We start from the raw sequence: 25,067 nt of genomic DNA on the forward strand, positions 1-25,067 counted from the left end.
ACAAGGGCGCAACAGGTATCGCGCCCGGAAGGACGGTTTCGCTCTACTCACTTTAGCTTACCAGCTAAAGGAACGAACCAGCGACAGGTCCCAGGCAGTCGCAAACAGTGAAATGAACAGAATGATGTTAACGGCAGTCTCGATACGCCTTTCCATTTTGATTCTCCTTATGTCACTGCAACCATTAAACACGGAAAACCTTAATGATTTATTCTGTGTATTCGGTTTAAAGCCTAACACAATATCGTACATAATCATCCGCAGCGATGAATTCATCATAAAGCTTACGGGCAGGATTATGAATACGAGTATGCCAGTAGAAACGTGACCACCCCTGCTCTTTGGCCTCATTTAGCACGAAATGCATCAGCTGGCGTGCAATTCCCTGGCCGCGGTACGCCGGCTCAACGAACAAGTCTTCCAGATAGCAGATGGGTGAACTTACCCAGGTCCCTTCGTGCAGAACACAGAGCGCGAATGCCGCCACACGTCCATCCACCACGGCAACCCGGCCAAAAATTGGCGATTCAGGACTCAGTATCCGCTGCCAGGTATGCTCGGTGATCTCATCAGCAAGGCTGCTGCCATAAAAGTCGTTATATCCTTTCCACAGCGCTAACCACTGAGCTTTATCTTCTGCCTGAATGGGACGATTCACAACGTTCACGTGTCACCTCTTAGCTGAGCTGATAGTACTTATCGACGGTAAGGCGCGCAGGTATCTCTGTGGCATCGTTCATTTGCAGCAGGTCGATCTCGATGGCATTGCAGATGGCATCCAGCGGTAAGTCATTATTTTCCATACCGAAGGGTTCTTCAAGCTCTTCTGCTAACGTATCCAGCGAGATAAAGGTATACGAAATCAGCACCGAGACAAACGGCGTCATATAGTGCAAATCAACCACCAACGCGAAAGGCAGCATGATGCAGAACAGATACACCGTACGGTGAAGAATCAACGAATAGGCGAAGGGTACCGGCGTGTTGGCAATACGCTCGCAGCCCGCCAGCACGATAGACATATCGTTAAGACGGATATTCAGACTGTGGAACAGAATATCCGACAACTCACCCGCCCGACGACGTTCCGCCAGCCACTCACCCATGATCAACAGAATTCGGTTCGCCGGAGACTGTGCGGCCAGCACCTGGTTAAGATGCGGCTCGCTAAGATACTTTGCCAGCACGGCACGTGTCGGCTGACGGCGTAGAGTCAGACGAAGACAATGGGCAAAGGCAATCTGCAAACCTACAAATTCACTGACATGCGGATCGTCATGCAGCGTATTTTTGACCTCGCGAAGCAAAGAGCGTGAGGCGATCATCAGTTGGCCCCATAGTTGCCTCGCCTCGACGTAGCGTGAATAGCAGGCGTTATTGCGAAAACCCAGAAAGATTGCAATGGCCACGCCGAGAATACTGAACGGCGCGACGGTCAATTTCACGCCAAGCGACGAATACCACGGCAAAATGAGGATCACCACAATCGACAACAGAAAGTTGAGCAGTAAACGCGAGAAAATTTTTGGCAGTACCGAGCCGTGCCAAACGAAAATGCGAGCCAGCCAGTGCTGGTGAGGACGAACGATCATTTTTATATCAATCAGGTTAATAAGTTGTGTATTAAACGTGATCTTCATCATGTATTCAAGCGATGATCAGGCGGTAATGATATGCTTTGCGGCGCTCCTTCTTACTGGCAGACCCTTTTGCTCGATGTTTCATGAGGATAATAAGCGAATAAAAAATGTATGTTGTAACTAATAAAGCAGGCTAGCAACGATGCATCGCCCTCTTTGCGTTTGGTCGCACAACAAACAAAAAACCCGGCCAGTGCCGGGTTTACAGCTGCGATCAGGCCGTGATTAGCAAAGCGGCTGTACCGCTTTACGCATGCCCTGAGTCAGAATAGCGTCGAGGTCAGCAGCGACTTGTTCGACCAATCCAGAAACCTGTGTAAGATCTTGTTCCCAGTGTTCGCTGACAGACAGTACCGCGCTAACCAGATCGGTGGTGCTAATCTGTTGGTCGCGATGTTGCGCCCACAGCTGCTGGTAACGTTCAATCCAGTGCGCATCATCCTGCACCGGATAGGCTTCACCGTTACGTTCTGCGCGATAGAAGGCAATCAGAGCAGCCAACGCAAAAGTGAGACGCGCAGGCAATTTACCGCTCGCCTTCTGCCCTGCCAGCAGCTGCGGCAGAATACGGGTACGGAATTTCGTCATACCGTTCAGCGCAATAGACAGCAGTTGGTGCTTGATATACGGGTTACGGAAACGACCAGTTACCGCACTCGCAAACGACTCCAGCTCGTCTTTCGGCAGGTCCAGCACCGGGATGATTTCCTGGTGGATCGCTTTCTCAACGAATGCGCAGATTTCCGCATCGTTCATCGCTTCACCCACGGTATCAATACCTGCCTGGAAAGCTACCGGCACCAGCGCGGTGTGCGCACCGTTCAGAATCGCAACTTTACGTTCTTTATACGGCTTGATGTCGTCAACAATCAGCACGTTCAGCGCCAGTTTATCCAGACGCAGTTCGCTGGCTAGTGATTTTGGCCCCTGAATCACGAACAGGTAGAAGTGCTCAGCGGTATCGAGGAAACCGTCTTTATAACCCAGTTCCGCTTCCAGTTGAGAGGCTTCATCACGCGGATAACCGGTCACGATACGGTCAACGAGGGTTGAGCAGAAGGCGTTAGACTCATTCAGCCAGGTCATGAATTCTGCCGGCAGCGCCCACTCCTGCGCGTAACGAACCACCAGCTCGTGCAGGGCTTCACCGTTATAATCAATCAGTTCGCAAGGAATGATCACCCAACCTTTATCCGCCGCACCGTTGAAATGGCTGAAGCGCTCGAACAGCAGACGAGTCAGTTTTGCCGGGTAGCTAACCGCCGGTGCATCGTCAAACTTATCGCCTGCGTGATAGCTAATACCCGCTTCGGTGGTGTTGGAAAACACAAAACGCATGTCCGGGTTATGAGCCAGCTTGAGGAATTCTGCGTAATCGTTATAGGCGCTGATTTCACGGTTGACGGAGCGGATCAGGCGCGCATCGCTCACCGCTTCACCCTTCTCATTCAGACCGCGAATAATCGTGGTGTACAGGCCATCCTGAGTACTCAGTGAAGGCGGGAAGTCGCTGGCGATCGGACGAACGATAACCACGCCTGAATTCAGGTCGGTTTTTTCGTTCAGCAGGTCAATCTGCCAGTCAACAAACGCGCGCAGGAAGTTTCCTTCGCCAAACTGGATAATACGTTCAGGGTATTGGGCACCGGGGAAATCATGGCGGTTAAGTGTTTTCACAATGGGTTCCTTTCTGGATTAGTCATACAGCCTGCTCAATTGGTCTAATAACTTATCAGATTTTCCGCTTATGAAACCCTGTTTTGATCAAAACTGCGAGAATAAATAGTGAGTCTATAAAAATTTGTAAAAAATCGAGGTCGCCGTCAGCGTACCGTCTGGCATAAGGGCATAGCGCGGCACTTCGCCCACTTTCTGCCATCCGCAGCGCTGATAGAAGTTTTCCGCCCCGCTGCCAGTGGCAGTATCCAGCACCAGCACGTTTTTCCCCGCATCAACCGCAACCGCTTCCAGTCGCTGCATCAGCGCTCGCGCAATGCCGCCGCGACGGGCGCGTTCGTGTACTAACAGTTTTGCCACGTCGGCACGATGCGGTTGGTTTTCTGGCTGATCGATAATCAGCTGAACGGTACCGACAATCGTCTGGTCGACATCTTTGGCCACGAGAACCACGCGTTCGTCGCGCCCAACGCTGGCGGCAGTTCGCCGCCAGAATGCCAGCGCGGTATCGTGATGAAAAGGCAGCATAAAGCTAACCGATGCGCCGCCATTGACGCAGTTGGTCAGGACGTCAGACAGCGGCTCAAGATGGGAGAGAATCTCCGCTTCAGAAAAGGTATGCAGCGTAAATGATGCGTTCATGATGGCCTCCTGGAAAATGAGGTTATCACTATTGCGTTAACTTATTGATAACACAATAGGTCTTATCATCGCAGTTTCTTATGATGCGCTAATGCGCAAAAATCTGGTTCTTACCACGACGTTTTGCCTCATACAGCGCGCTGTCCGCCGCCTGTAGCCAGTCGGAGACTTCCAGCATTTCCGGCAGCGCGTCGGCAATCCCAATGCTTAGCGTGAGCGTCTGGCGATGATCCGGACGCTCCGTCACCACCGCGGTAGCGTCCATAATTCGCTGGGCGATTGAGCGCCCTTCTTCAAGCGTGGTATCCGGGAGCAGGATAACAAATTCATCGCCGCCCAGACGTGCGGGAGTATCCGTTGGCCGGGTCGCCATCTGCAAAATTTGCGACACGGTTTTAAGCATCACGTCGCCCACCTTATGGCCGTAGCGATCGTTAATCTCTTTGAAATTGTCGACGTCGATAAACATCAGCAGCGAATGGCCGCAGTCCCGTTGCAATCGAATCAATTCCCATGAAATACGCTGCTCCAGCAGACGACGATTGGCGATATCCAGCAGCGGGTCGAGCATCGCAATACGTTCCAGTTCCTGGCTCTTCAGCCGCAGCTTGACGGCAATGCTATCGGTAAGCAGACTCAGTGCCAGAACATATAAGGAAATCAGTGGCAGCGTCGCCAGCATTGTGCGTTGACTTACCGCGCCATAAAATGGCATACCGATCACTACCCAACTGATCGCAAATCCCGCCAGCATGGCCAGCGCGGCTTTACGCATCAACATTTGCCCCCCCCGCAGAGAGCCTGTCAGTCAGCAGGATCGTGGCAATCGCGACTGATGGCAGCGGATTCATCGCCATCATCGCTATCCAGAAGCCACCCACTCCGGCATCCCATAACAGGTTCTGTTGTTCAACCTCACGGGGTATTGGCGCGAGCATGGCACGCAGATAAGCTACGGAGGGCCAGACAAAGGCGTTCAACGCCAGTAAGATCTTCAGGTATTCAGGTCGATGAAGTTCGGCAAGAACGGAGAAAATAGGCAGAAAACAGAGGAAGGTGCCGAGCATCCGCATCAGAAACATCCGTCTGACAAACCGGGTTCCCACTCCCCCATTGTTCGCAATAAGTTTGTCAAAACTCTTCATAACACAATTTATTCCGATGCGATGCCAGCCGTATCATATTGAGGGCGGCATGTCGAAACAAGCTATCAAAATAGATAGCTTTTCAGAATAAACTTAAGCGTGCTAGCGTTCGTTACGGTTCATCTGGATGACCAGCCAGTGGTGAATAACACCCACAATATAGCGCTGTTGATCCGCACTCAGCGCCTGCCCCTGCGGGATATGGTGCCATTTTTCCAGGCAGCCGCGACAGCAGGTAGCGGTGGCGTGCTGGGCAATAAATACCGGGTGACCACGCATCGGTGTCTGCTTACCGTCGTTCTTCGGCTGTGCGGGCGCCAGACGCCCGGCGATAAAATCGGCCGCATGGCTATCGATAATCTCCGGGCCTTTATCAATACAGTACTGCCGCTCTTTTGCGCCAAGGCGAAAGCGGCTGCGGAAGGTTGAACGCTGCAGCCGCGCAAATAAACTGTCGAGAGTATCCATCAGTAAACTGAACGTCCTATCTGCTGCGTCAGCGCCTCCAGGGCTGCCACGCCGGCCAGAGAGTTACCCGCGTCATCCAGTTCCGGGCTCCAGACGGCTATCGCCATTTCGTGCGGTACGATAGCAACCACGCCGCCACCCACGCCAGATTTCGCTGGCAGCCCTACTCGCCAGGCAAATTCGCCGGCGTTCTGGTACATACCGCTGGTCGCCATCAATGCATTAACCTGCCGCGTCTGCATGGGGGTGATCACCGGCGTGTCGAGATGCAGCGCCTGCCCCTGGTTGGCAAGAAACAGAAAAGTCCTCGCCAACTCTACGCAGTTCATCTCAAGCGCACAGTAATGGAAATAATTTTGCAGTACGGTCGCCACGTCGTGATGGAAGTTACCAAAGGATTTCATTAGCCAGGCGATCGCCGCATTCCGCGCCGAATGTTCAAACTCCGAGCGCGCGACCTGCGCGTCATAACCGATGTTCGACACGCCGCTCAGCTTACGTACGATCTCCAGCATCCGCTGGCGCGGTGCGCTGAGTCGCCCTTGCAGCATATCGCAGACAACCAGCGCGCCAGCGTTAATAAACGGGTTACGTGGAATACCCTGTTCAATTTCCAGCTGTAAAAGAGAGTTAAACGGCTGCCCGGAAGGATCTTTACCCACCCGCGACCAGATCTCCTCGGCCTGATAGTGATTCATCGCCACGACCAGACTGAGGACTTTGGAAATTGATTGAATGGAGAATCGCTCGTTGGCGTCGCCAGCGCTAAAGTGCTGCCCATCGACGGTACTGATAGCGATCCCCAGTTTTTTGCCGCTTACGCAGGCCAATGCCGGAATATAGTCCGCCACTTTCCCCTGCCCAATCAGCGGCCTGACGTCGTCGAGGATCGACGCCAGCATGACATTATTGATAACCGTAGCCACTTACCACTCCTTGCCCACAGGCTATTTTCGGCCAGGGAGTATAGCAGAGCGTAAGGGCTACGTCGTTTCGCTTATCGACGATCTTTCCATACCGTTTGAACGTTACAGAATTCGCGCAGGCCAAAATGCGACAACTCACGACCAAAGCCGCTCTTTTTCACGCCGCCGAAGGCCACGCGCGCATCGCTGGCACTGTAGCCGTTGATAAACACGCCGCCGCACTCCAGCTCGTCGGCAAAACGCTGCGCCTGTATCGGGTCCGCGGTAAAGACCGTTGCCGACAGACCAAACTCACTGTCGTTCGCCAGCGCCAGCGCGTGATCGGCATCGCGTGCGACGCTGATCGCGGCCACCGGGCCAAACATCTCCTGACGGAAGGCGGTCATCGTCGGAGCCACATTGACCAGCACGGTGGCCGGATAATAGTTGCCTTCACTGCTGGGCAGTTCGCCGCCCAGTAAGAGAGTCGCCCCTTCGTTAATCGTCGCCATCACCTGACCATGCAGCTCATCACGCAGATCGAAACGGGCCATTGGGCCGAGATAATTTGCTTCATCCCGCGGGTCGCCCATTTTCAGCGCCGCGACGGCAGCAACAAACTTGTCGGTGAACTGCTCGGCAATGCTCGCTTCCAGAATAAAACGCTTAGCCGCCGCACAGACCTGTCCGGTATTCTGATAGCGGCCAATCACCGCCGCTTGCACCGCCGTATCGATGTCCGCATCGTTCAGTACGATGAACGGATCGGAACCGCCCAGTTCCAGTACGCACTTTTTCAGCGCGGCACCCGCCTGCGCACCAATCGCCTTACCCGCGCGCACGCTGCCGGTAACAGTGACAGCGGCAATCCGCGGATCGTTAATGATTTGGGAAACACCGTCATTCGTCGCATTCACCCAATTAAAGACGCCTGCCGGAACGCCCGCTTGCGCAACGATATCACCAATCAGCGCCGCACAGCCCATGACGTTCGGCGCGTGTTTCAGTAGATAACTGTTCCCCGCCAGCATAATCGGCACCGCGCCGCGCAGAACCTGCCACAGCGGGAAGTTCCATGGCATCACCGCCAGCACCGGCCCCAACGGACGGTACTCGATAACCGCCTGATGGTTTTCCACCTGGGTTGCTTCGGTTGCCAGCATCGCCGGGCCATATTCGGCATACCAATCGCACAGATGGGCAGATTTTGCCACTTCACCGCGCGCCTGATTAATGGGTTTACCCATTTCGCGGGTGATGCAGTGCGCCATCTCTTCAGCCCGCTCGCGCAGAACGCGGCCAATGGCGCGCAGGGCATCGGCACGCTGCGCAATGGACGTTTTGCGCCACTGACGGAAAGCGTTATCGGCCAGGCTAATCGCCAGATCCACGTCAGTAGAGGACGCCCACGGCAGCGCGGAGAGTGTTTCGCCGTTGGCCGGGTTAACGGAGACGGCATGGGTTGCAGGTGAAGTCATCTTTTTCTCTCTGATTGATTGCGTCATGGTGACATCCTCACCTATTCTTCCGTTTATGAAAACTGAATAATATTAACCGAACCATTCACGATATGAGAAAGCCATGGATTTAACTCAACTGGAGATGTTTAACGCCGTCGCCCAAACCGGCAGCATTACTCACGCCGCGCAGAAGGTGCACCGCGTGCCGTCTAATCTGACCACTCGCATTCGCCAGCTGGAAGCCGACCTTGGCGTTGATTTATTCATTCGTGAGAACCAGCGTCTGCGCCTGTCGCCAGCGGGGCACAGCTTTCTGCGCTACAGTCAGCAAATTCTCGCGCTGGTCGATGAGGCCAGAATGGTTGTCGCTGGCGATGAGCCTCAAGGGCTGTTTGCACTCGGTGCGCTGGAAAGCACCGCCGCCGTGCGCATTCCGCAGACGCTGGCGTCCTATAACCGCCGCTACCCGCGGATCCAGTTTGATCTGGCCACCGGCCCATCCGGTACCATGATCGACGGCGTACTGGAAGGTACACTGAGCGCCGCTTTTGTCGATGGTCCGGTGATGCATCCTGGCCTCGACGGTATGCCGGTCTATCAGGAAGAGATGATGATTGTCGCCGCCCACGGCCATCCCCCGATTACCCGCGCCAGTGAGGTCAACGGCACCAGCATTTACGCGTTTCGCGCTAACTGTTCCTATCGTCGTCATTTTGAGAGCTGGTTTCATAGCGATCAGGCCACGCCAGGGCGTATTCACGAAATGGAGTCTTATCACGGCATGCTGGCCTGCGTGATCGCCGGCGCCGGGTTGGCATTAATGCCGCGTAGCATGCTGGAAAGTATGCCCGGGCATCAGCAGGTCTCCGCATGGCCGCTGGCCGAGAAATGGCGCTGGCTAACGACCTGGCTGGTGTGGCGGCGCGGCGCGATGAGCCGCCAACTGGAAGCGTTTATTGCGCTGCTTGATGAACCTGCGTGACCAACGGCTTCGTCATAAATACGCTGAGCGGATCCGGTTGATACGGCGCAAACGCCGCGCAAATTTGATAGCCACTGCGCGTGTACAGGTTAATTGCCGCATGCTGATGAATTCCGGTTTCCAGCTGCAACGTGGTGCAACCGCGTTGCAGTGCCACCGTCTCCAGCGCTGTCAGGAGTTTTTCCCCGAGCCGCTGGCCTCGGTGCGTCGGGTCGATAAATACCCGTTTCATTTCACCGCAACCGTCGTCTGCTAATACGATGGCGCCGCAGCCGACAGCGGTTTCCCCCTGGCGAATCAGCATGACGATAATCTGGTTTTCCGGCAGCGCCGCAAGGTCAATCAGGTGGTTACTTTCTGCCGGATAGAGCGTGCTCTGATATTTATCCAGCTCGTGAATCAACGCGCTGACATCCGGGTCGGAGGGGGAAGTGATAGCGATCGTGTACATGGCAGGCTCCTGTTTATTTTATCACCCCACTCTATCATTCACCCTCATGTCTTCTCATAGCATTAACTTATATTGTCGGCCGGGTATTGCGCTAACCACTTGTTAACGAGTAGCTTTATCCCCTGTCGTTTGCCCATGTAATGGAATAACCATGAACACGAAAGCCCGTAAAGTCATGATCATCGGCGCCGGTAACGTTGGCGCGTCAGCTGCTTATGCGCTACTGAATCAGAATATTTGCGAAGAACTTATCCTGGTCGACCTGAACAAGACCCGCGCAGAAGCGCATGCTCAGGATCTTAGCGATGCCGCCGCCTATATGCCCGGCATGATGACCATTACCTGTCGCGATGCCAGCGACTGCGCCGATGTGGATATCGCCGTGATCACGGTGTCCGGCGGCGCATTAAAGCCGGGTCAAACCCGTCTGGATGAGTTAAAAAGCACGGCCAAAATCGTCCACAGTATCGTGCCGCAGATGATGGCAGGCGGCTTCAACGGCATCTTTCTGATCGCCACCAACCCGTGCGATATTATTACCTGGCAAGTCTGGCAGCTATCCGGCCTCCCTCGCAGTCAGGTCATCGGCACCGGCGTGTGGCTCGATACCACGCGTCTTCGCCGCAAGCTGGCGCAGGATCTGGATATCGGTGCGCAAAGCATTGACGCCTTTATTCTCGGCGAGCACGGCGACAGCCAGTTTCCGGTCTGGTCGCACTCTTCAGTCTATGGCTCGCCAATCGAACAGGTTTATCGGCACCGTACCGGCCGCGAACTTGACCGCCAGGCGATGGCCGACAGCGTGCGCAAGCTAGGTTTTGAGATCTACGCCGGTAAAGGCTGTACCGAGTACGGTATTGCGGGAACCATTGCAGAGATCTGTCGCAATGTCTTCACCGGTAGCCATCGTGCGCTGGCCATCTCCTGCATTCTTGATGGCGAATATGGCGTGAACGGCGTCGCTATCGGTGTGCCTGCCGTGCTGGCGCAAAGCGGCGTTCAGCAAGTGATTGAGCTTCAGCTGGAAGCGGACGAACAGGAAAAGTTCGCCCGGTCTGTTGAGGTGATTAAAGCGAATATTGCGCTATTACCCTAGTTCTGAGTCAGTCCACCCGGCTGAGCACAGCAACGCCGGGTTAATCCAGAAACACCTTACCCTGCAAATAGGTTCTCGCCTTCCCGCTCATGAAGACCCGTTCTCCCCGCCACTCACAGCGTACATCGCCGCCACGGGCGGATACCTGACGCGCGAACATCTGCGTTTTCCCCAACTTTTCACCCCAGTAAGGAATCAACATCGTGTGCGCCGAGCCAGTCACCGGATCTTCCCAGACCGCTTCGCCTGGCGAGAAGAATCGGCTGACAAAATCGTATTCGCCGTCGCCTTTCGCCGTCACCGACACTTTATGTTCGCCAGGTATCATCGCGCCGATATCCGGTTGCAGTGCTTCAACCTGTTGCCGATTCTCCAGTTCAATCACCCATGCGCGGCCTTTACGCGCGTGGCGATACTCGCCGATCCCGAGCGCACGCAGCATCTCTTCTGGCGGCAGCGCTTCTTCGGTCACACTGATGGGGAAATCCAGCGTCAACCATTCACCGCGACGGGTCACGGTTAAACGACCAGATAGCGTCTCAAAATGAACTCGCTCATCCGGATAGTCGAGATAGTTGAACACCACATGGGCGCTGGCCAGCGTACCGTGACCACAAAGGTTAACTTCATGACGCGTGGTAAACCAGCGCAACGCAAAGCCACCTGGCTGTTTGACAATAAACGCGGTTTCCGACTGATTATGTTGTTGCGCCATTTTAAGCAGCAGGTCATCTGCTGGCCATGCTTCCAGCAGACAGACTGCCGCCGCATTGCCCCCAAAGGCTCGGTCGCTAAAGGCATCAACCATAAAAAAATCAATCTCGTGCATATTATTCCTCTGCATTGTCTCCACGTTATCGCAAACTGACACAAAATCTTAACAACGACAAGACCCTTTTTTTTGCAATCTGTGACACTGTCACTCAAACTTAAAATGAGATCTGAATCACATAATGATTGTGTTTGCAGCAATAATAGCTTTAAGATCCCACGTCTCTTCATTTATCTAACGCCCCCGGTGCATTATCTATGACAACAAACGCCGTCTCTCGTCGGATCGCGTGGCTTCGGGTAGTCACGCTGGCTGTCGCGGCCTTTATTTTCAATACTACTGAGTTCGTTCCGGTTGGCCTGCTGTCAGATATCGCCGACAGCTTTGGCATGCAAACCGCCGAGGTCGGCATTATGTTGACCATCTACGCGTGGGTCGTGGCGGTCATGTCGTTGCCGTTTATGCTGCTCACCAGCCAGATGGAGCGCCGCAAGCTGCTGATCGGGCTCTTTGTCCTGTTTATTGCCAGCCATGTGCTCTCGTTCCTGGCGTGGAACTTCACGGTGCTGGTCGCCAGCCGCATTGGCATCGCCTTCGCCCACGCGGTGTTCTGGTCGATTACCGCTTCTCTGGCTATTCGTATGGCGCCCGCAGGAAAACGCGCTCAGGCGCTGAGCCTGATTGCCACCGGCACGGCGCTGGCGATGGTTTTCGGCATCCCGATTGGCCGTATCGTCGGCCAGTACTTCGGCTGGCGCACCACCTTCTTCGCCATCGGCGTCGGGGCGCTGATAACGCTTCTGGCCTTGATTAAGCTGCTGCCGCGGTTGCCAAGCGAACATTCCGGTTCCCTGAAAAGCCTGCCGGTGCTGTTCCGCCGTCCGGCGCTAATGAGCATCTACCTGCTGACCGTCGTGGTGGTCACCGCCCACTACACCGCTTACAGCTATATTGAACCCTTTGTCCAGACCGTGGCCGGACTGAGCGGCAACTTTGCCACTGTGCTGCTGCTGATTCTTGGCGGTGCGGGAATTATCGGTAGTGTGCTGTTTGGCAAATTGGGGAACCTGCATGCATCCGGGCTCATCAGCAGTGCGATTGGCTTGCTGCTCGTATGTCTGCTGCTGCTGTTACCTGCGGCACAGGATGCGACACATCTGGCCGTACTAAGCATCTTCTGGGGAATCGCCATTATGGTGATTGGCCTGGGTATGCAGGTGAAGGTTCTGGCGCTGGCACCGGATGCCACTGACGTGGCGATGTCGTTATTCTCTGGTATTTTCAATATCGGGATTGGGGCTGGCGCCCTGCTGGGCAGCCAGATTAGCACCCATTTATCGATGTCATCTATCGGCTATGTGGGCGCCGTGCCTGCGCTGGCGGCGTTTATCTGGGCGGTGGTCATTTTCCGCCGTTGGCCAACGGCATCGTTAGAAGAACAGGCTCATCAGCATTAACACGCGAGATCAGGCCGAGAGTGAGTCCCGGCCTGACTGCTATTACGCGGGATAGGTTTTAATAATTTCCAGCACGCCGTTAATAATAAACTGCACCCCCATGCACACCAGCAGGAAGCCCATCAGACGGGAAATCGCCTCGATGCCGCCCTTGCCCACCAGACGCATAATGGCGCCTGAACTACGCAGGCAGCCCCATAAAATCACCCCCACCAGCGCGAAGATAATCGGCGGCGCGACCAGTACCACCCACTCCGGGAAGTTGACGCCATGCTTCACCGTTGAAGCCGAGCTGATGATCATCGCAATGGTACCTGGGCCCGCGGTGCTGGGCATCGCCAGCGGCACAAAGGCGATATTGGCGGTCGGCTCTTCCTGAAGCTCTTCGGACTTACTGCGCGCTTCCGGTGAGTCATGCGCCTTCTGCTGCGGGAACAGCATGCGAAAACCAATAAAAGCGACAATCAGCCCGCCGGCGATACGAAGGCCAGGTATTGATATCCCGAATGTATTCATCACCACCTGGCCCGCATAGTAGGCCACCATCATGATGGCGAAAACGTAAACGGAAGCCATCAGCGACTGCCGGTTACGCTCCGCGCTGTTCATATTCCCCGAAAGGCCGAGGAACAGCGCGACGGTGGTTAGCGGGTTAGCCAGCGGTAGCAACACCACCAGACCCAGCCCAATTGCCTGAAAGAGTTCCTTCATAAGCGTTTAAAAATCCTGTCTGTTTTACGGAAAAAATCGGTCTGTACGCCAGGTCGCCGCCCTTTTGTACAGCATCTCTTGCTACGGGGTGCTCCTTTACAGGATATCCTATTTAGGCCTTCCTGAAGCGTTTTAGCAATTCGTGGCATCGCCTGACCCATTCAGTTGACTTATGGTTGCGTGAGAAATAATATCCATCGCAACTAAAGTACTTGCCAGGGCAACCATTGTGAACAGCACAAGCGATCTCTTCAATGAAATGATTCCACTTGGGCATTTGATTCACCTGGTTAACCAAAAGAAAGATCGCTTACTCAACGAGCATTTATCGCCAGAAGACATTACCGCCTCACAGTTTAGAGTGCTGTGCTCTATTCGTTGTAAAGGCAGTATCACCCCCGTGGAATTGAAAAAAACCTTGTCGGTGGATCTGGGCGCGCTCACCCGCATGCTTGACCGTTTGCTATGTCGGGGCTGGATAGCCCGGTTACCCAATCCAAGCGACAAGCGGGGTGTATTGATTCAGTTGACGCCGGAAGGCGCAGCCATTTGTGAACAATGCCATCTGCTCGTTGGGCAAAACCTGCACCAGGAATTAACAAAAAACTTAACGGCAAATGAAGTAGCAACACTCGAGCTTCTGCTTAAAAAAATATTGCCGTAAACAGAAGAAGAGGTAAGACGATGTCCAGACGTAACACTGACGCTATTACTATTCATAGCATTTTGGACTGGATCGAAGAGAACCTGGAATCGCCGCTGTCGCTTGAAAAAGTGTCAGAACGTTCTGGTTACTCCAAATGGCACCTGCAGCGGATGTTTAAAAAAGAGACCGGTCATTCATTAGGTCAGTACATTCGCACCCGTAAGCTGACGGAAATCGCCCAGAAATTAAAAGAAGGTAATGAGCCGATTCTGTATCTGGCCGAACGCTACGGTTTTGAATCTCAGCAGACGTTGACGCGAACGTTTAAAAACTATTTCGACGTGCCGCCGCACAAGTACCGCGTCACCAATATGCACGGAGAGTCTCGCTATCTCCACCCTATTAATCACTGTGTTTGTTAATCGCCTGCAATAAGACGTATCGAGGAAATAATGAAACTGTTCGCTTCCGTTGCCTTCGCCCTGCTAGCGATGGCCTCAACTCAGAGCTACGCGGAGCAACTTCCGGCCCACAGAACCGCGCACGACACCATGCTGATGCCGTCCGCCAGCAGCCAGTCACCGTTTGATTTCAATCATATGGGTGCCGGTAGCGATAAATCTGATGAGCTGGGTGTACCTTATTACAATGAAAATAATCGCTAAACATTCATTGCCCCGCTATCGCGGGGCTTTTTTTAGCCCTTCACCGCCCGCCGCATCCCTGGCAAACGTAGACCAAAGACGTTAATAAACAGTCCGGCCATAATCAACAGCGCACCAATCAACTGCATTGCCGACAACGTTTCATCCAGCAACAACGCTGCACTGGCGAGCCCCACCACCGGCACCAACAGTGACAGTGGCGCCACGCGCCAGGTTTCATAACGGCCAAGCAGCGAACCCCAGATGCCATAACCCACAATGCTGGCAATAAACGAGAGATACGCCAGCGACAGTATGGTCGTCAGGTCGATGTGAATCAGGCTTTGGGTCATCAACTGCGGACCCTCGAAAATCCACGAGCTCAGCATAAACGGCAGAATAGGAATCAACGCACTCCATACCACCAACGACATCACCCCGGGTTTCGAATCATGGTGCAGGATTTTCTTATTAAAGATATTACCGCAGGCCCAGCACAGCGCCGCCGCCAGCGTCAGCATAAAGCCCAGCAGCTTAACGTGTTGCCCGCTCATACTGGTTTCAATCAGCACCAGCACGCCAAACACCGCCAGCGAAATCCCCACCAGCTGTTTACGCTGCAGTCGCTCACCAAAGGCGAAGGCACCAAGAATGATGGTAAAGAAAGCCTGTGCCTGAAGCACCAGCGAGGCCAGCCCAGCCGGCATGCCGAAGTTGATGGCACAAAACAGAAAGGCAAACTGGCCAAAACTGATGGTGAGCGCGTAGCCAAGCAGCAGCGGTAGCGGAACCCGCGGACGTGGAACGAAGAATAGCGCCGGGAAAGCGACAAATAAAAAGCGTAGCCCCGCTAACAGCAGCGGCGGCATACCGTGCAGGCCGACTTTGATCACCACAAAGTTCAGCCCCCAAACCACAACCACCAACAGCGCCAGTAGCCCATCTTTACGCGTCATGCCTCGCCCCAACGTTTTTTAAATTTATGTAAACCTAACCAAAGTAACGAAAAATTCAGACGAGGAATAGATCATTATTTTTGGCAGTTCAAAATCGCACTCCCCAACACGACCACGGCTATACAAGCTGCTTATGGCATGATATTTGTGAAAGAGATAACAAAAAACAATACAACGACATCTATCAGGCAGGAAAATGAAACCAACGACCAGACGATCTACGATCGCGCTACTGGCATCGTCGTTACTGTTAACTATCGGACGCGGTGCCACACTTCCCTTTATGACCATTTATCTCACGCGTCAGTACGCCATGACGGTAGATACCATCGGTTATGCCATGTCCATTGCGCTGGTGGTTGGCGTCATGTTCAGCCTCGGCTTCGGGATTCTGGCCGATAAATTTGATAAAAAACGCTACATGCTGATTGCCGTCGCCTTTTTTATCTGCGGTTTTGTCGCCATTCCGCTGGTCCATAGCGTGGTGCTGGTGGTTTTTTTCTTCTCGCTGATCAACTGCTCGTACTCGGTGTTTTCCACCGTACTGAAAGCCTATTTCTCCGATACCCTCGCGCCGACAACCAAAGCGAAGGTTTTTTCGCTTAACTACACGTTTCTGAATATTGGCTGGACTATCGGTCCGCCGATTGGAACGCTGCTGGTCATGCAAAGCATTAACCTGCCTTTCTGGCTGGCAGCGATATGCGCGGCCTTCCCGCTGCTGTTTATCCAGCGCTACGTTGAACGTCTGAGACCAACGGAAATCGCGGAAACGCCCATCGCCTGGTCACCGTCAGTATTGCTGCGCGACCGGGCGCTGCTATGGTTCACGCTGTCGGGCCTGCTGGCGTCCTTCGTTGGCGGTTCTTTTGCCTCCTGCCTCTCTCAGTACGTGCTGGCAGTTGGCGACAGTAACTTTGCTGAAAAGGTCGTGGCCGTGATTTTGCCGGTGAACGCCGCCGTGGTCGTCACACTTCAGTACGCGATTGGTCGCAAGCTCACTGCCAATAATCTGCGACCATTAATGACCTTTGGTACCGTTTGCTATGTGATAGGTCTGACAGGGTTTATGTTTTCTGGCGAGAACCTGTGGTTCTGGGGGCTGGCGGCAGCCGTTTTCACCCTGGGAGAAGTCATCTACGCACCGGGTGAATACATGTTGATCGATAACATCGCTCCACCGGGTATGAAAGCCAGCTATTTTTCCGCTCAGGCGCTGGGTTGGTTAGGCGCTGCTCTTAACCCACTACTGACCGGGCAGATCCTGACCCATTTCCCGCCAGTCATGCTATTCCCCATCATGATGGTCACCATTGTGCTGGCGTGGCTGTTGATTTTCCGTGGAATTAAGGCCAGTACCTGGGGCACCACCGTCAGCGCGGCGTAGGGTTATCCGGGGCCACTTCGGCCCCGGGAAGAGATCGTTATGACCAAATGTCGGCCGCGACGCCCGTCACCAGGCGGACCTTGTCCCACTGCTGCTGCTCGCTCAGGCTGTTGCCCTCTTCGGTCGAAGCAAAACCGCACTGCGGGCTGAGACAAATCTGTTCCAGCGCAACGTAGTGTGCCGCTTCCTGAACGCGCGCTTTCACGCCTTCCGGGTTTTCCAGCTCGCCGTTCTTGGTGGTAATCAACCCCAGGACGGCTTTCTGATGACCAGGACGAATAAAGCGCAGCGGCGCGAAGTCGCCGGAACGGTCGTTGTCGTACTCAAGGAAGAACGCATCGACGTTGACGCGGCCAAACAAAATTTCCGCCACCGGCTCATAGCCGCCTTCAGAAATCCACGTGGAGCGGAAATTACCGCGGCACACGTGCAGACCGATAATCAGATCGTCCGGTTTACCTTCCAGCGCGCGGTTCAGCACGTCGGCATAGATAGCCGCCAGTTGATCCGGATCATCGCCCCGCTCACGAACCTGACGACGCTGGTCCTCCGAGCACAGATAGGCCCAAACGGTGTCATCCAGCTGCAGATAACGGCAGCCAGCATCGTAGAAGGCGCGGATAGCATCACGCCACGTGTCGGCCAGATCGTTGAAATAATCAGCCAGATCCGGGTATACGGTCGCATCAATATCCTTACGGCCCCCACGAAAATGCAACACGCTCGGACTTGGAATGGTCATTTTTGGCGTTGCGTCGCCGCTGATGCTTTTCAGGAAACGGAAATCCTCCAGCATTGGATGGTCGCCGAAACCAAGTTTACCGGTCACGCGAATGCCGTGAGCGCGAGTCTGTACGCCGTTAAACTGAATACCTTTATCTGAGTCATAGCGCTCCACGCCCTGCAAACCGTCGAAGAAATCGAAGTGCCACCAGGCGCGGCGGAATTCGCCATCGGTCACCACATGCAGGCCACAGTCGCACTGATGCTGCACCACGCGACGAATCTCAGCATCTTCAACGGCACGCAGCTGCTGCGCGGTAATTTCACCGTCAGCCAGCTGCTGGCGCGCCTGTTTGATGGCCAGCGGGCGTAAAAAACTGCCGACAATATCGGCGCGGTACGGGGCGTGTTGATGTGGCATGCGATTCTCCTTATTCACTCGGGCAAACTCGTTACCCGGAGTGATAATTTATTATTTGAACTTTTTAGCCTTCTGGATGGCTATATGTCCAGATAGTGTCATCCGTGTGCGCCACAAGCAAACGAGAATAATTCATGATAGATGAAAAAAATTCACGATCCCTGGCTAAAGGCAAAACCTTCATCTTCCCAGCCGGTAATACCGCCAAGCATAATTTTCACCGGTCGGCCCAGCGTCGCCAGCTTTAATGCCGCGCGGTCAGCGCCATTGCAGTGTGGACCGGCGCAGTAGACCACAAATAAGGTCTCTTGCGGCCATTCCTGCATGCGTTCAGCGCTCATCTCAGCATGGCGAAGATGGATCGCGCCGGGTAAATGGCGTCGGGCAAACGTCCCGGCGCTGCCAACCACATGGAGCAGGACAAAATCCACTTCTGGCTCCTGCAGGGCGGCGTGCACGTCGGCGCAGTCAGTTTCAAAACCCAGACGCTGGCGAAAATGGGCTGCGGCGTCAGCCGCGCTGGCCGCCGGAAATTCGGTAACGTAACTCATCATTGACTCTCCCGTTAGGTATTACCACTATGGTAACGATGTGATGAGTATAAACAGGCTCCCGATACGAGAACTGCCCACAGAAATGACAGAAAACAGCCAGAATATGACAATACGCGCCCCCCTGGTGGTGACGCTAGCCTACGACGGGCTCTGTACCTTTGAATTTGGCGTGGCGGTAGAGGTGTTTGGCCTGCCCCGGCCTGAAATGGGTGAAAGCTGGTATCGCTTTGCCGTTGCTGCCGTCGATGAAGGTGCCCTGCGCGCTACCGGCGGCGTTCGCGTGATGGCCGATGGCGATCTGAGCCTGCTTGAAGAAGCCGATACCATTATCGTCCCTGGCTGGCGCGGTGTGGATAGCCCGGTGCCGGAAGCGTTGAGCCAGGCGCTAAAGCAGGCGCATCGGCGCGGATGCCGGGTGTTATCTATCTGTTCCGGCGTGTTTGTCCTGGCGGCGGCTGGCCTGCTTGATGGTCAACGTGCCACGACCCACTGGCGTTATACCACGCTACTCCAGCAACGCTACCCGGCAATCAACGTTGTGGATGACGTACTTTATATCGCCGAGGGGAACGTACTGACTTCTGCCGGCAGCGCCGCTGGCATCGATCTCTGCTTACACGTTGTCAGGCTTGATTTTGGGCTGGAGGCCGCCAACCGGGTTGCTCGACGACTGGTCATCCAGCCACACCGCGACGGCGCGCAAAAGCAACAAATTACCCGGCCCGTCGCCCGCTCCCGCGAAAGTCAGCGCTTAGGGATGTTATTTGACTTTCTCCACCAGCACCTGGCGGAGAGCCATAGCGTGCGTTCGCTGGCTGACAAAGTCGGCATGAGCGAACGCACATTCCTGCGCCGCTTCCAGGAAGCAACCGGAAAAACCCCTGCACGCTGGCTGCTTGACGAGCGTTTGTTGCAGGCTCAACACCATTTGACTACCGGCAGAGAGAGCGTAGAAAAGGTCGCGGAAATCACCGGATTTGGTAATGCCAAAAATCTCCGTCTGCGCTTTCAGCAACATTTTGCAATCAGCCCGCTGGCCTATCGAAAAAGATTTACCGCAACAAATAATTAATTCACAAATGAGGGCGTTAGTCTAAGTTTAAGAGAGTACGCTAATAGATGTTGCTAGTGAAATCGTTAAAGAGGAGGTCGTCATGCTGGATAATATGCAAGTGTTTCTGGTTGCTGTGGGACTCATTCTGCTTTCCGGTTTTCTCACCGCCTATTTAAGCGGAAAATGGAATGACTAACCGACACCACAATAATCATCCCGGATAAAGAGATAAAAAAAACCGCCAGAATGACTGGCGGTATAAATGCTTGCATGGATAGATTTTTACTTCTCCGGTTACCCGCTCTCCTTGATTAGGTAACCGTTGCTGTAAAATAATCTTACCACTGAGTTATTCAACTAAAGCTAAACGGCGAGTGCATTGTTTAAGCCATAATTTTTCCACGCCTTTTTACTCTGACAGCCGGCCTGACGGCCAGCCCACAATCTGCCGGAACGTGATTCCTGTAGGTCCTGATGCTCAGGACGGGTGGACCAGATGGACTCGCGACGCGTTTTACGCTGGGATTTTTTCATTCGTGCCTCCGGGCAGATTGTCGATATTAAATCCATTAACTCAACGATTTACGCAGCAATATTAGCAAGTTGAATGGCGAGTTTCTTCAATAACTGCACGTATTTGTAAAGAGCCTGTGAGCCAGCGCACTTAACCCCCTTAAACAATAATACCCTACCGAAAATGTCAGGTTGCGAAACGACTACGGTGCCGTAAAATCTCATCGACTATCCTCCCTGAACGGGAGGATAGTCAGAATGCTCTATCTTATTGTGATACTTAACCCGCCAGCCCTGTGTGCGGGTTCTTTTTATATTTTTCAGCATGGCCCTACGCGTAAAAAATGACGACAGGCATGCCCTTAACACCTGGTTTAGTCACTCAAGCCACGGTTTTTAAGCATCGGCGAAATTAACGGATCGTGCCCACGCCAGTCGCGGTACAATTTTTCTAAATCGCTACTATTACCCCGGGATAAAATCGCATCACGGAATCGCTGCCCGTTTTCACGATTTAAACCACCGCGTTCAACAAACCACTGGTAACCGTCGTCAGCCAGCATTTGTGTCCACAAATAGGCGTAATATCCGGCAGCATAACCGCCGCCAAAAATATGTGAGAAGTAGCTGCTGCGATAACGCGGCGGTACAGCGATGAGATCGATATTTTCGCGATGGAGCGTCTCGGCCTCAAACTCTTCCACATTCTTCGGCAAGGCACTGGCGGATAAACTATGCCAGTTCATATCCAATAACGCGGCGCTGAGCAGTTCAGTCATATCGTAACCTTTATTAAAGCTCGACGCGAGGAACAGACTTTCACGCAGCGCATCCGGCATCGGCTCACCGCTTTCATGATGACGCGCATAGTGGGCGAATACGTCGGGATGACTGGCCCAATGTTCATTAATCTGCGATGGGAACTCGACAAAATCGCGTGGCGTATTCGTGCCAGATAACGTCGCATAGCGCTGTTTCGCGAATAATCCGTGTAGCGCATGGCCAAACTCATGGAATAGCGTGATCACGTCATCCCAGGATATTAGTGCGCTTTTGCCGGCGGCCGGTTTCGGGTAGTTGCATACGTTATAGATAACCGGACGGGTACCCAACAGGGTGGATTGCGGCACAAAATTGTCCATCCATGCCCCACCGCTCTTGCTATCGCGCGCAAAGAAATCACCGTAGAACAGCGCCATGCCTTCACCATCGGCATCAAATATTTCCCACACGCGTACATCAGGGTGATAAACCGGCAGGTCAAAACGCTCAACAAAGCGGATACCAAACAGCTGGCTGGCCGACCAGAACACGCCGTCAACCAGTACGCGCTCCAGCGCGAACCAGGGTTTAATCTGTGCTTCGTCGATCGCATATTTCTCACGACGAACCTGTTCGGAATAATAAAGCCAGTCCCAGGCCTGGGCAGTGAACGATGATGAGCCGTTGTCGATCAGCGCCTGGATATCCGCCAGCTCGCATTCCGCTCTGGCCCGTGCCGCAGGCGTAATTTCACGCATAAAATCAAACGCGGCTTTTGGTGTTTTCGCCATCTGGTCGGCCATGCTCCAGCTCGCGTAATCGGCATACCCCAGGAGTTCGGCCTGTCTGGCGCGGATGGCCACCAGTCTGAGAATACGCTCACGCGTATCGTTGGCATCTCCACGCTGGTTACGTTGCCATGCCGCTTTAAACAATTTTTCCCGGGTTTCACGTGAACGCAATGAGGCCAATGCAGGCTGCTGTGTCGTGTTGACAAGCGGAATCAGCCAACTGCCCGCCAGACCGCGCTCCGCAGCAGCGGTTGCGGCCGACGCGACTTCATCATCACTCAGACCAGCCAGGTCGGCCTCATTATCAACAACCAGCCCGCCATTTTTTGCCGCTCCCAGCAGGCACTGATGAAACTGGCTGCTTAACGTCGCCGCTTCGGTATTCAACGTTTTCAGTTCGGTCTTTTCTTGTGAGCCAAGCATCGCCCCGGCAAGAATAAAGCGATGATAAATCACCTCGATGAGTCGACAGGACTCGCTGTCCAGGTCCAGCGTTCCTCGCTTTTCCCAGACCGTCTGAACCCGCTTGAATAGCGCGTCATTAAGATAAATATCGTTTGCCAGCCCGGCAAGCTCTGCCGAGAACGCCTCATCAAGGCGCTGAATCTCATCATTGCTATTTGATGCGGCCATCGCAAAGAAAACAGCCGTCACGCGCGAAAGCATTTCACCGCTTTTTTCCAGCGCAATAAAGGTGTTTTCGAAAGTCGCCTCGGCAGGATTGCAGGCAATGTCGGCGATGTCCTGGCGTTTGCGTTTTAGCGCTTCGTCAAAGGCCGGACGATAATGCTCGTCTTTAATCACATCAAACGGCGGCGCCTGATAAGGTAAAGTGCTGCTGGCGAAAAAGGGATTCATAGCCGACATGTCATGCTCCTGAAGAAAACGGTTAACTCTGGCAGAATAAACAAATTGAGGCCGCGCTGCTCGATTATATCTTCAGAAGGCAAAAGGATTGGGCACTGAGAGCCTCCATCGCAATTGCGCGTTTGTTCCACAAGCGCAGCCTCCCTCAAATGTAGGTTAGATAACAGCGAGATTTCATATCCCATTAAAAAATCTAAAACTGTTTTTCTATTTATTCCAAAACATCAATCCGCCAGGATAGTTATGCACTTTTCGTTCTGCTATCGTAATGCAACACTTAAGCGTTGAAGGAACAGAGAAATGATCGTACTGGTAACCGGAGCAACGGCAGGTTTTGGCGAAAGCATCACTCGCCGTTTTATTGCCAACGGGCACAAAGTTATTGCCACTGGCCGTCGTAACGAACGTTTGAAAGCGCTGAAAGATGAGTTAGGCGACAGCATCCTGACCGTACAGCTGGACGTGCGCAACCGCGCAGCTATTGAAGAAACGATCGCCAACCTGCCAGCCGAATGGCGCGAAATTGATATCCTGGTCAACAACGCCGGGCTGGCGCTGGGTCTGGAACCCGCGCATCGCGCCAGCGTGGAAGATTGGGAAGATATGATCGATACCAACAACAAAGGGCTGGTGTACATGACCCGCGCCGTGCTGCCGGGTATGGTAGAACGCAATCGTGGCCACATTATCAATATCGGTTCAACCGCGGGCAGTTGGCCCTATGCAGGTGGCAACGTCTACGGCGCAACGAAAGCTTTCGTACGTCAGTTTAGCCTGAACCTGCGTACCGACCTGCACGGTACGGCCGTTCGCGTAACGGATATTGAGCCGGGTCTGGTCGGCGGCACCGAGTTCTCCAACGTTCGTTTCAAGGGTGACGACGCAAAAGCAGGTAAAACCTACGAAAATGCCAACGCGCTGACGCCAGAAGATGTTACCGAAGCCGTATGGTGGGTCGCGACGCTGCCGAAACACGTCAACATCAATACCGTTGAGATGATGCCGGTCAGCCAGACCTACGCAGGACTTAGCGTTCATCGCGGAAGTTAACATTTTATCCCAGCCCGACCCTCGGTCGGGTCTGGGCGCGGCGGCAAAAAAAGCGTAAAATAACAGCTTAATCAGCTGATAAGAACGACTCAATGGCCGCCGAAACACAACTGAACCCAACACAGCCCGTCAATCAACAGATTTATCGCATTCTGCGTCGCGATATCGTTCACTGTCTTATTCCGCCGGGCACGCCGCTTTCGGAAAAGGAAGTCTCTCTTCGCTTTGACGTTTCCCGCCAGCCGGTACGTGAGGCCTTTATTAAACTGGCCGAAAACGGACTTATCCAGATTCGCCCTCAGCGCGGCAGTTACGTCAATAAGATCTCCCTTTCGCAGGTTCGCAACGGCTGTTTTGTACGTCAGGCCATCGAATGCGCGGTAGCACGCCGAGCGGCAACAATGATCACCGATGCCCAGATCTATCAGCTAGAACAAAATTTGCATCAGCAGCGTATTGCGATTGATCGCCAACAGCTAAACGACTTCTTCCTGTTGGATGATGAATTTCACCAGCTGCTGTCAAATATTGCGGATTGCCAGCTTGCGTGGGATACCATCGAGAATATTAAAGCGGCAATTGACCGGGTGCGTTATATGAGCCTCGATCATGTCTCCTCACCGGAAATGCTGCTGCAACAGCATCATGAAATATTCAGTGCGCTTGAAAAACGTGATGCCGATACGGTAGAAAAAGCGATGACTGCGCATCTGCAGGAAATCAGTGAATCCGTATTGCTCATTCGCCAGGAAAACCGCGACTGGTTTAGCGAAGATTAAGAAGAAGGGCCTTCAAATTGAAGGCCCTTTTTTTATCGGATAACCATCGTCGGAATGTTGGCGTAACGTAGAATAGATTCCGCGTTCGACCCCAGTAGATGGGTAGTGATCCCGCGCTGACGGGAACCAATCACAATCACGTCGTACTCACCAGTTTTACTTAACGCGAGTACTTCATCGCGAATATTACCAAAGCGAACTTCGGTGTGTATGCGCTCTGCGGGCATATCAAATAGCCGCCGCAAACTCTTCATTTTGTTTGCCGATTCTGACTGCATAAATTCTTCGAATTTTTTAATATCCGAAGCAAAACCGCGCAAAATAGAACGATTGCTGTTTGGTAGTACGTTCAGCAGCGTAATTTCGCCAGACTCCCCCGCCAGATATACCGCATGACGAATAGCCTTATCACTTAAATCCATTTCAAAAATATCTACAGGCATGAGAATTTTTTTATACATAGCCCGAGCTCCTTATTCCAGAGGATCCATTTTTTGTTTCGCAATAACCATGC

27 protein-coding genes and 1 pseudogene are annotated in these 25,067 nt (G+C 53.5%); 11 read left to right on the forward strand and 17 right to left on the reverse strand.

The genetic code is table 11. The annotated features are described in order from the left end of the window. Positions 1-226 precede the first annotated feature (226 nt). The 8 genes and pseudogenes from K7B04_RS17720 to sad form a co-directional block, all read right to left on the reverse strand. Positions 227-667 carry a GNAT family N-acetyltransferase gene (locus K7B04_RS17720; RefSeq protein ID WP_167575803.1) on the reverse strand — a complete coding sequence of 147 codons (441 nt, stop codon included), beginning with the start codon at positions 665-667 and terminating at the stop codon, positions 227-229. A gap of 10 nt (positions 668-677) precedes the next feature. After that, positions 678-1,592 carry a bestrophin family protein gene (locus K7B04_RS17725; RefSeq protein ID WP_163446391.1) on the reverse strand — a complete coding sequence of 305 codons (915 nt, stop codon included), beginning with the start codon at positions 1,590-1,592 and terminating at the stop codon, positions 678-680. Between the two features lie 273 nt (positions 1,593-1,865). Continuing rightward, positions 1,866-3,317, reverse strand: a complete 1,452-nt coding sequence (locus tag K7B04_RS17730; protein ID WP_223802650.1) for a tagaturonate reductase — start codon at positions 3,315-3,317, stop codon at positions 1,866-1,868. 114 nt (positions 3,318-3,431) lie between these two features. Continuing rightward, positions 3,432-3,959, reverse strand: coding sequence for a GNAT family N-acetyltransferase (locus tag K7B04_RS17735; RefSeq protein WP_167575800.1), 528 nt, complete (start codon positions 3,957-3,959; stop codon positions 3,432-3,434). A gap of 88 nt (positions 3,960-4,047) precedes the next feature. Continuing rightward, positions 4,048-5,041, reverse strand: a pseudogene (locus K7B04_RS17740) (diguanylate cyclase). A 165-nt stretch (positions 5,042-5,206) separates the two neighbouring features. After that, a complete protein-coding gene (locus K7B04_RS17745) occupies positions 5,207-5,572 on the reverse strand; it encodes a DUF4186 domain-containing protein (RefSeq protein ID WP_163446395.1) in 366 nt (121 codons plus the stop codon). Then, positions 5,572-6,498, reverse strand: coding sequence for a glutaminase B (gene glsB, locus K7B04_RS17750; protein ID WP_223802651.1), 927 nt, complete (start codon positions 6,496-6,498; stop codon positions 5,572-5,574). Before glsB ends, K7B04_RS17745 begins: the two co-directional genes overlap by 1 nt. Positions 6,499-6,569: 71 nt before the next feature. Beyond that, complete coding sequence (gene sad / locus K7B04_RS17755) at positions 6,570-7,955, reverse strand: succinate-semialdehyde dehydrogenase (protein WP_223804190.1); 1,386 nt, start codon at positions 7,953-7,955, stop codon at positions 6,570-6,572. 103 nt (positions 7,956-8,058) lie between these two features. Here sad and K7B04_RS17760 point away from each other — a divergent pair, with 103 nt between their 5' ends. Continuing rightward, positions 8,059-8,919, forward strand: a complete 861-nt coding sequence (locus K7B04_RS17760; protein WP_223802652.1) for a LysR family transcriptional regulator — start codon at positions 8,059-8,061, stop codon at positions 8,917-8,919. On the opposite strand, the gene K7B04_RS17765 is transcribed toward K7B04_RS17760, so the two are convergent. Further along, positions 8,891-9,370, reverse strand: a complete 480-nt coding sequence (locus K7B04_RS17765; protein WP_223802653.1) for a GNAT family N-acetyltransferase — start codon at positions 9,368-9,370, stop codon at positions 8,891-8,893. The two genes, K7B04_RS17760 and K7B04_RS17765, sit on opposite strands and share 29 nt — an antisense overlap. Before the next feature lie 151 nt (positions 9,371-9,521). On the opposite strand from K7B04_RS17765, the gene K7B04_RS17770 reads away from it, so the two are divergent. After that, the gene (locus tag K7B04_RS17770; RefSeq protein WP_163446399.1) at positions 9,522-10,466 is read left to right on the forward strand and encodes an L-lactate dehydrogenase; all 945 of its coding nucleotides are present in this window, start codon (positions 9,522-9,524) and stop codon (positions 10,464-10,466) included. 40 nt (positions 10,467-10,506) lie between these two features. On the opposite strand, the gene K7B04_RS17775 is transcribed toward K7B04_RS17770, so the two are convergent. Continuing rightward, positions 10,507-11,295: a PhzF family phenazine biosynthesis protein gene (locus K7B04_RS17775; protein ID WP_223802654.1), complete on the reverse strand. Its 789-nt coding sequence runs from the start codon at positions 11,293-11,295 to the stop codon at positions 10,507-10,509. Positions 11,296-11,495: 200 nt separating this feature from the next. Here K7B04_RS17775 and K7B04_RS17780 point away from each other — a divergent pair, with 200 nt between their 5' ends. Beyond that, positions 11,496-12,695 (forward strand): sugar transporter, encoded by a 1,200-nt coding sequence (locus K7B04_RS17780; RefSeq protein WP_167575795.1) that lies wholly within the window; start codon positions 11,496-11,498, stop codon positions 12,693-12,695. Between the two features lie 42 nt (positions 12,696-12,737). Here K7B04_RS17780 and K7B04_RS17785 read toward each other — a convergent pair whose 3' ends face one another. Then, positions 12,738-13,406, reverse strand: a complete 669-nt coding sequence (locus K7B04_RS17785; RefSeq protein WP_065358073.1) for a MarC family NAAT transporter — start codon at positions 13,404-13,406, stop codon at positions 12,738-12,740. Positions 13,407-13,635: 229 nt separating this feature from the next. Between K7B04_RS17785 and marR the strand changes: the two genes are divergently transcribed. Genes marR through marB form a run of 3 tightly spaced genes read left to right on the forward strand, consistent with a single transcriptional unit; the run spans position 13,636 to position 14,717 of the window. Then, entirely contained in the window at positions 13,636-14,070 is a 435-nt protein-coding gene (gene marR, locus K7B04_RS17790; protein WP_064545351.1) for a multiple antibiotic resistance transcriptional regulator MarR, read from the forward strand. Between the two features lie 20 nt (positions 14,071-14,090). After that, complete coding sequence (gene marA / locus K7B04_RS17795; RefSeq protein ID WP_163446402.1) at positions 14,091-14,474, forward strand: MDR efflux pump AcrAB transcriptional activator MarA; 384 nt, start codon at positions 14,091-14,093, stop codon at positions 14,472-14,474. A 30-nt stretch (positions 14,475-14,504) separates the two neighbouring features. Beyond that, entirely contained in the window at positions 14,505-14,717 is a 213-nt protein-coding gene (marB, locus tag K7B04_RS17800; RefSeq protein WP_163446403.1) for a multiple antibiotic resistance protein MarB, read from the forward strand. 32 nt (positions 14,718-14,749) lie between these two features. Here marB and eamA read toward each other — a convergent pair whose 3' ends face one another. After that, the gene (gene eamA, locus K7B04_RS17805) at positions 14,750-15,652 is read right to left on the reverse strand and encodes an O-acetylserine/cysteine exporter (protein WP_167575794.1); all 903 of its coding nucleotides are present in this window, start codon (positions 15,650-15,652) and stop codon (positions 14,750-14,752) included. A 196-nt stretch (positions 15,653-15,848) separates the two neighbouring features. On the opposite strand from eamA, the gene ydeE reads away from it, so the two are divergent. Continuing rightward, complete coding sequence (ydeE, locus tag K7B04_RS17810; RefSeq protein ID WP_223802655.1) at positions 15,849-17,039, forward strand: efflux MFS transporter YdeE; 1,191 nt, start codon at positions 15,849-15,851, stop codon at positions 17,037-17,039. Positions 17,040-17,076: 37 nt separating this feature from the next. On the opposite strand, the gene K7B04_RS17815 is transcribed toward ydeE, so the two are convergent. Then, positions 17,077-18,183 carry a cobalamin-independent methionine synthase II family protein gene (locus tag K7B04_RS17815; protein ID WP_163446406.1) on the reverse strand — a complete coding sequence of 369 codons (1,107 nt, stop codon included), beginning with the start codon at positions 18,181-18,183 and terminating at the stop codon, positions 17,077-17,079. 152 nt (positions 18,184-18,335) lie between these two features. After that, positions 18,336-18,734 carry a rhodanese-like domain-containing protein gene (locus tag K7B04_RS17820; protein ID WP_163446516.1) on the reverse strand — a complete coding sequence of 133 codons (399 nt, stop codon included), beginning with the start codon at positions 18,732-18,734 and terminating at the stop codon, positions 18,336-18,338. Positions 18,735-18,819: 85 nt separating this feature from the next. On the opposite strand from K7B04_RS17820, the gene ftrA reads away from it, so the two are divergent. Both ftrA and mgtS read left to right on the forward strand, forming a co-directional pair. After that, positions 18,820-19,809: a transcriptional regulator FtrA gene (gene ftrA, locus K7B04_RS17825; protein WP_223802656.1), complete on the forward strand. Its 990-nt coding sequence runs from the start codon at positions 18,820-18,822 to the stop codon at positions 19,807-19,809. Between the two features lie 82 nt (positions 19,810-19,891). Next, the gene (gene mgtS / locus K7B04_RS17830) at positions 19,892-19,987 is read left to right on the forward strand and encodes a protein MgtS (RefSeq protein WP_163446408.1); all 96 of its coding nucleotides are present in this window, start codon (positions 19,892-19,894) and stop codon (positions 19,985-19,987) included. Between the two features lie 167 nt (positions 19,988-20,154). Here the strand turns inward: mgtS and K7B04_RS17835 are convergent, their stop codons facing one another. Both K7B04_RS17835 and dcp read right to left on the reverse strand, forming a co-directional pair. Then, positions 20,155-20,325: a hypothetical protein gene (locus tag K7B04_RS17835; protein ID WP_163446409.1), complete on the reverse strand. Its 171-nt coding sequence runs from the start codon at positions 20,323-20,325 to the stop codon at positions 20,155-20,157. Positions 20,326-20,678: 353 nt separating this feature from the next. Further along, entirely contained in the window at positions 20,679-22,724 is a 2,046-nt protein-coding gene (gene dcp / locus K7B04_RS17840; RefSeq protein ID WP_223802657.1) for a peptidyl-dipeptidase Dcp, read from the reverse strand. 300 nt (positions 22,725-23,024) lie between these two features. Here dcp and ydfG point away from each other — a divergent pair, with 300 nt between their 5' ends. Beyond that, a complete protein-coding gene (ydfG, locus tag K7B04_RS17845; RefSeq protein ID WP_163446411.1) occupies positions 23,025-23,774 on the forward strand; it encodes a bifunctional NADP-dependent 3-hydroxy acid dehydrogenase/3-hydroxypropionate dehydrogenase YdfG in 750 nt (249 codons plus the stop codon). 92 nt (positions 23,775-23,866) lie between these two features. Beyond that, positions 23,867-24,553, forward strand: coding sequence for a GntR family transcriptional regulator (locus K7B04_RS17850; RefSeq protein ID WP_163446412.1), 687 nt, complete (start codon positions 23,867-23,869; stop codon positions 24,551-24,553). 32 nt (positions 24,554-24,585) lie between these two features. On the opposite strand, the gene K7B04_RS17855 is transcribed toward K7B04_RS17850, so the two are convergent. Continuing rightward, positions 24,586-25,014: a universal stress protein gene (locus K7B04_RS17855; protein ID WP_163446413.1), complete on the reverse strand. Its 429-nt coding sequence runs from the start codon at positions 25,012-25,014 to the stop codon at positions 24,586-24,588. Between the last annotated feature and the right edge of the window lie 53 nt (positions 25,015-25,067).

Origin of the sequence: Kluyvera sp. CRP (genome assembly GCF_019930565.1) — a bacterium.
In the GTDB taxonomy this organism is placed as follows: domain Bacteria; phylum Pseudomonadota; class Gammaproteobacteria; order Enterobacterales; family Enterobacteriaceae; genus Kluyvera; species Kluyvera georgiana_A.

What these genes read in the sequence shown, in the direction of transcription:
- K7B04_RS17725 (WP_163446391.1), bottom strand. Translation starts at nt 1,592, where the DNA reads ATGATCGTTCGTCCTCACCAGCACTGGCTGGCTCGCATTTTCGTTTGG.
- K7B04_RS17735 (WP_167575800.1), bottom strand. Translation starts at nt 3,959, where the DNA reads ATGAACGCATCATTTACGCTGCATACCTTTTCTGAAGCGGAGATTCTC.
- K7B04_RS17745 (WP_163446395.1), bottom strand. Translation starts at nt 5,572, where the DNA reads ATGGATACTCTCGACAGTTTATTTGCGCGGCTGCAGCGTTCAACCTTC.
- sad (WP_223804190.1), bottom strand. Translation starts at nt 7,955, where the DNA reads ATGACTTCACCTGCAACCCATGCCGTCTCCGTTAACCCGGCCAACGGC.
- K7B04_RS17760 (WP_223802652.1), top strand. Translation starts at nt 8,059, where the DNA reads ATGGATTTAACTCAACTGGAGATGTTTAACGCCGTCGCCCAAACCGGC.
- K7B04_RS17765 (WP_223802653.1), bottom strand. Translation starts at nt 9,370, where the DNA reads ATGTACACGATCGCTATCACTTCCCCCTCCGACCCGGATGTCAGCGCG.
- K7B04_RS17770 (WP_163446399.1), top strand. Translation starts at nt 9,522, where the DNA reads ATGAACACGAAAGCCCGTAAAGTCATGATCATCGGCGCCGGTAACGTT.
- K7B04_RS17775 (WP_223802654.1), bottom strand. Translation starts at nt 11,295, where the DNA reads ATGCACGAGATTGATTTTTTTATGGTTGATGCCTTTAGCGACCGAGCC.
- K7B04_RS17780 (WP_167575795.1), top strand. Translation starts at nt 11,496, where the DNA reads ATGACAACAAACGCCGTCTCTCGTCGGATCGCGTGGCTTCGGGTAGTC.
- K7B04_RS17785 (WP_065358073.1), bottom strand. Translation starts at nt 13,406, where the DNA reads ATGAAGGAACTCTTTCAGGCAATTGGGCTGGGTCTGGTGGTGTTGCTA.
- marA (WP_163446402.1), top strand. Translation starts at nt 14,091, where the DNA reads ATGTCCAGACGTAACACTGACGCTATTACTATTCATAGCATTTTGGAC.
- marB (WP_163446403.1), top strand. Translation starts at nt 14,505, where the DNA reads ATGAAACTGTTCGCTTCCGTTGCCTTCGCCCTGCTAGCGATGGCCTCA.
- eamA (WP_167575794.1), bottom strand. Translation starts at nt 15,652, where the DNA reads ATGACGCGTAAAGATGGGCTACTGGCGCTGTTGGTGGTTGTGGTTTGG.
- ydeE (WP_223802655.1), top strand. Translation starts at nt 15,849, where the DNA reads ATGAAACCAACGACCAGACGATCTACGATCGCGCTACTGGCATCGTCG.
- K7B04_RS17815 (WP_163446406.1), bottom strand. Translation starts at nt 18,183, where the DNA reads ATGCCACATCAACACGCCCCGTACCGCGCCGATATTGTCGGCAGTTTT.
- K7B04_RS17820 (WP_163446516.1), bottom strand. Translation starts at nt 18,734, where the DNA reads ATGAGTTACGTTACCGAATTTCCGGCGGCCAGCGCGGCTGACGCCGCA.
- ftrA (WP_223802656.1), top strand. Translation starts at nt 18,820, where the DNA reads ATGACAGAAAACAGCCAGAATATGACAATACGCGCCCCCCTGGTGGTG.
- mgtS (WP_163446408.1), top strand. Translation starts at nt 19,892, where the DNA reads ATGCTGGATAATATGCAAGTGTTTCTGGTTGCTGTGGGACTCATTCTG.
- K7B04_RS17835 (WP_163446409.1), bottom strand. Translation starts at nt 20,325, where the DNA reads ATGAAAAAATCCCAGCGTAAAACGCGTCGCGAGTCCATCTGGTCCACC.
- dcp (WP_223802657.1), bottom strand. Translation starts at nt 22,724, where the DNA reads ATGTCGGCTATGAATCCCTTTTTCGCCAGCAGCACTTTACCTTATCAG.
- ydfG (WP_163446411.1), top strand. Translation starts at nt 23,025, where the DNA reads ATGATCGTACTGGTAACCGGAGCAACGGCAGGTTTTGGCGAAAGCATC.
- K7B04_RS17850 (WP_163446412.1), top strand. Translation starts at nt 23,867, where the DNA reads ATGGCCGCCGAAACACAACTGAACCCAACACAGCCCGTCAATCAACAG.
- K7B04_RS17855 (WP_163446413.1), bottom strand. Translation starts at nt 25,014, where the DNA reads ATGTATAAAAAAATTCTCATGCCTGTAGATATTTTTGAAATGGATTTA.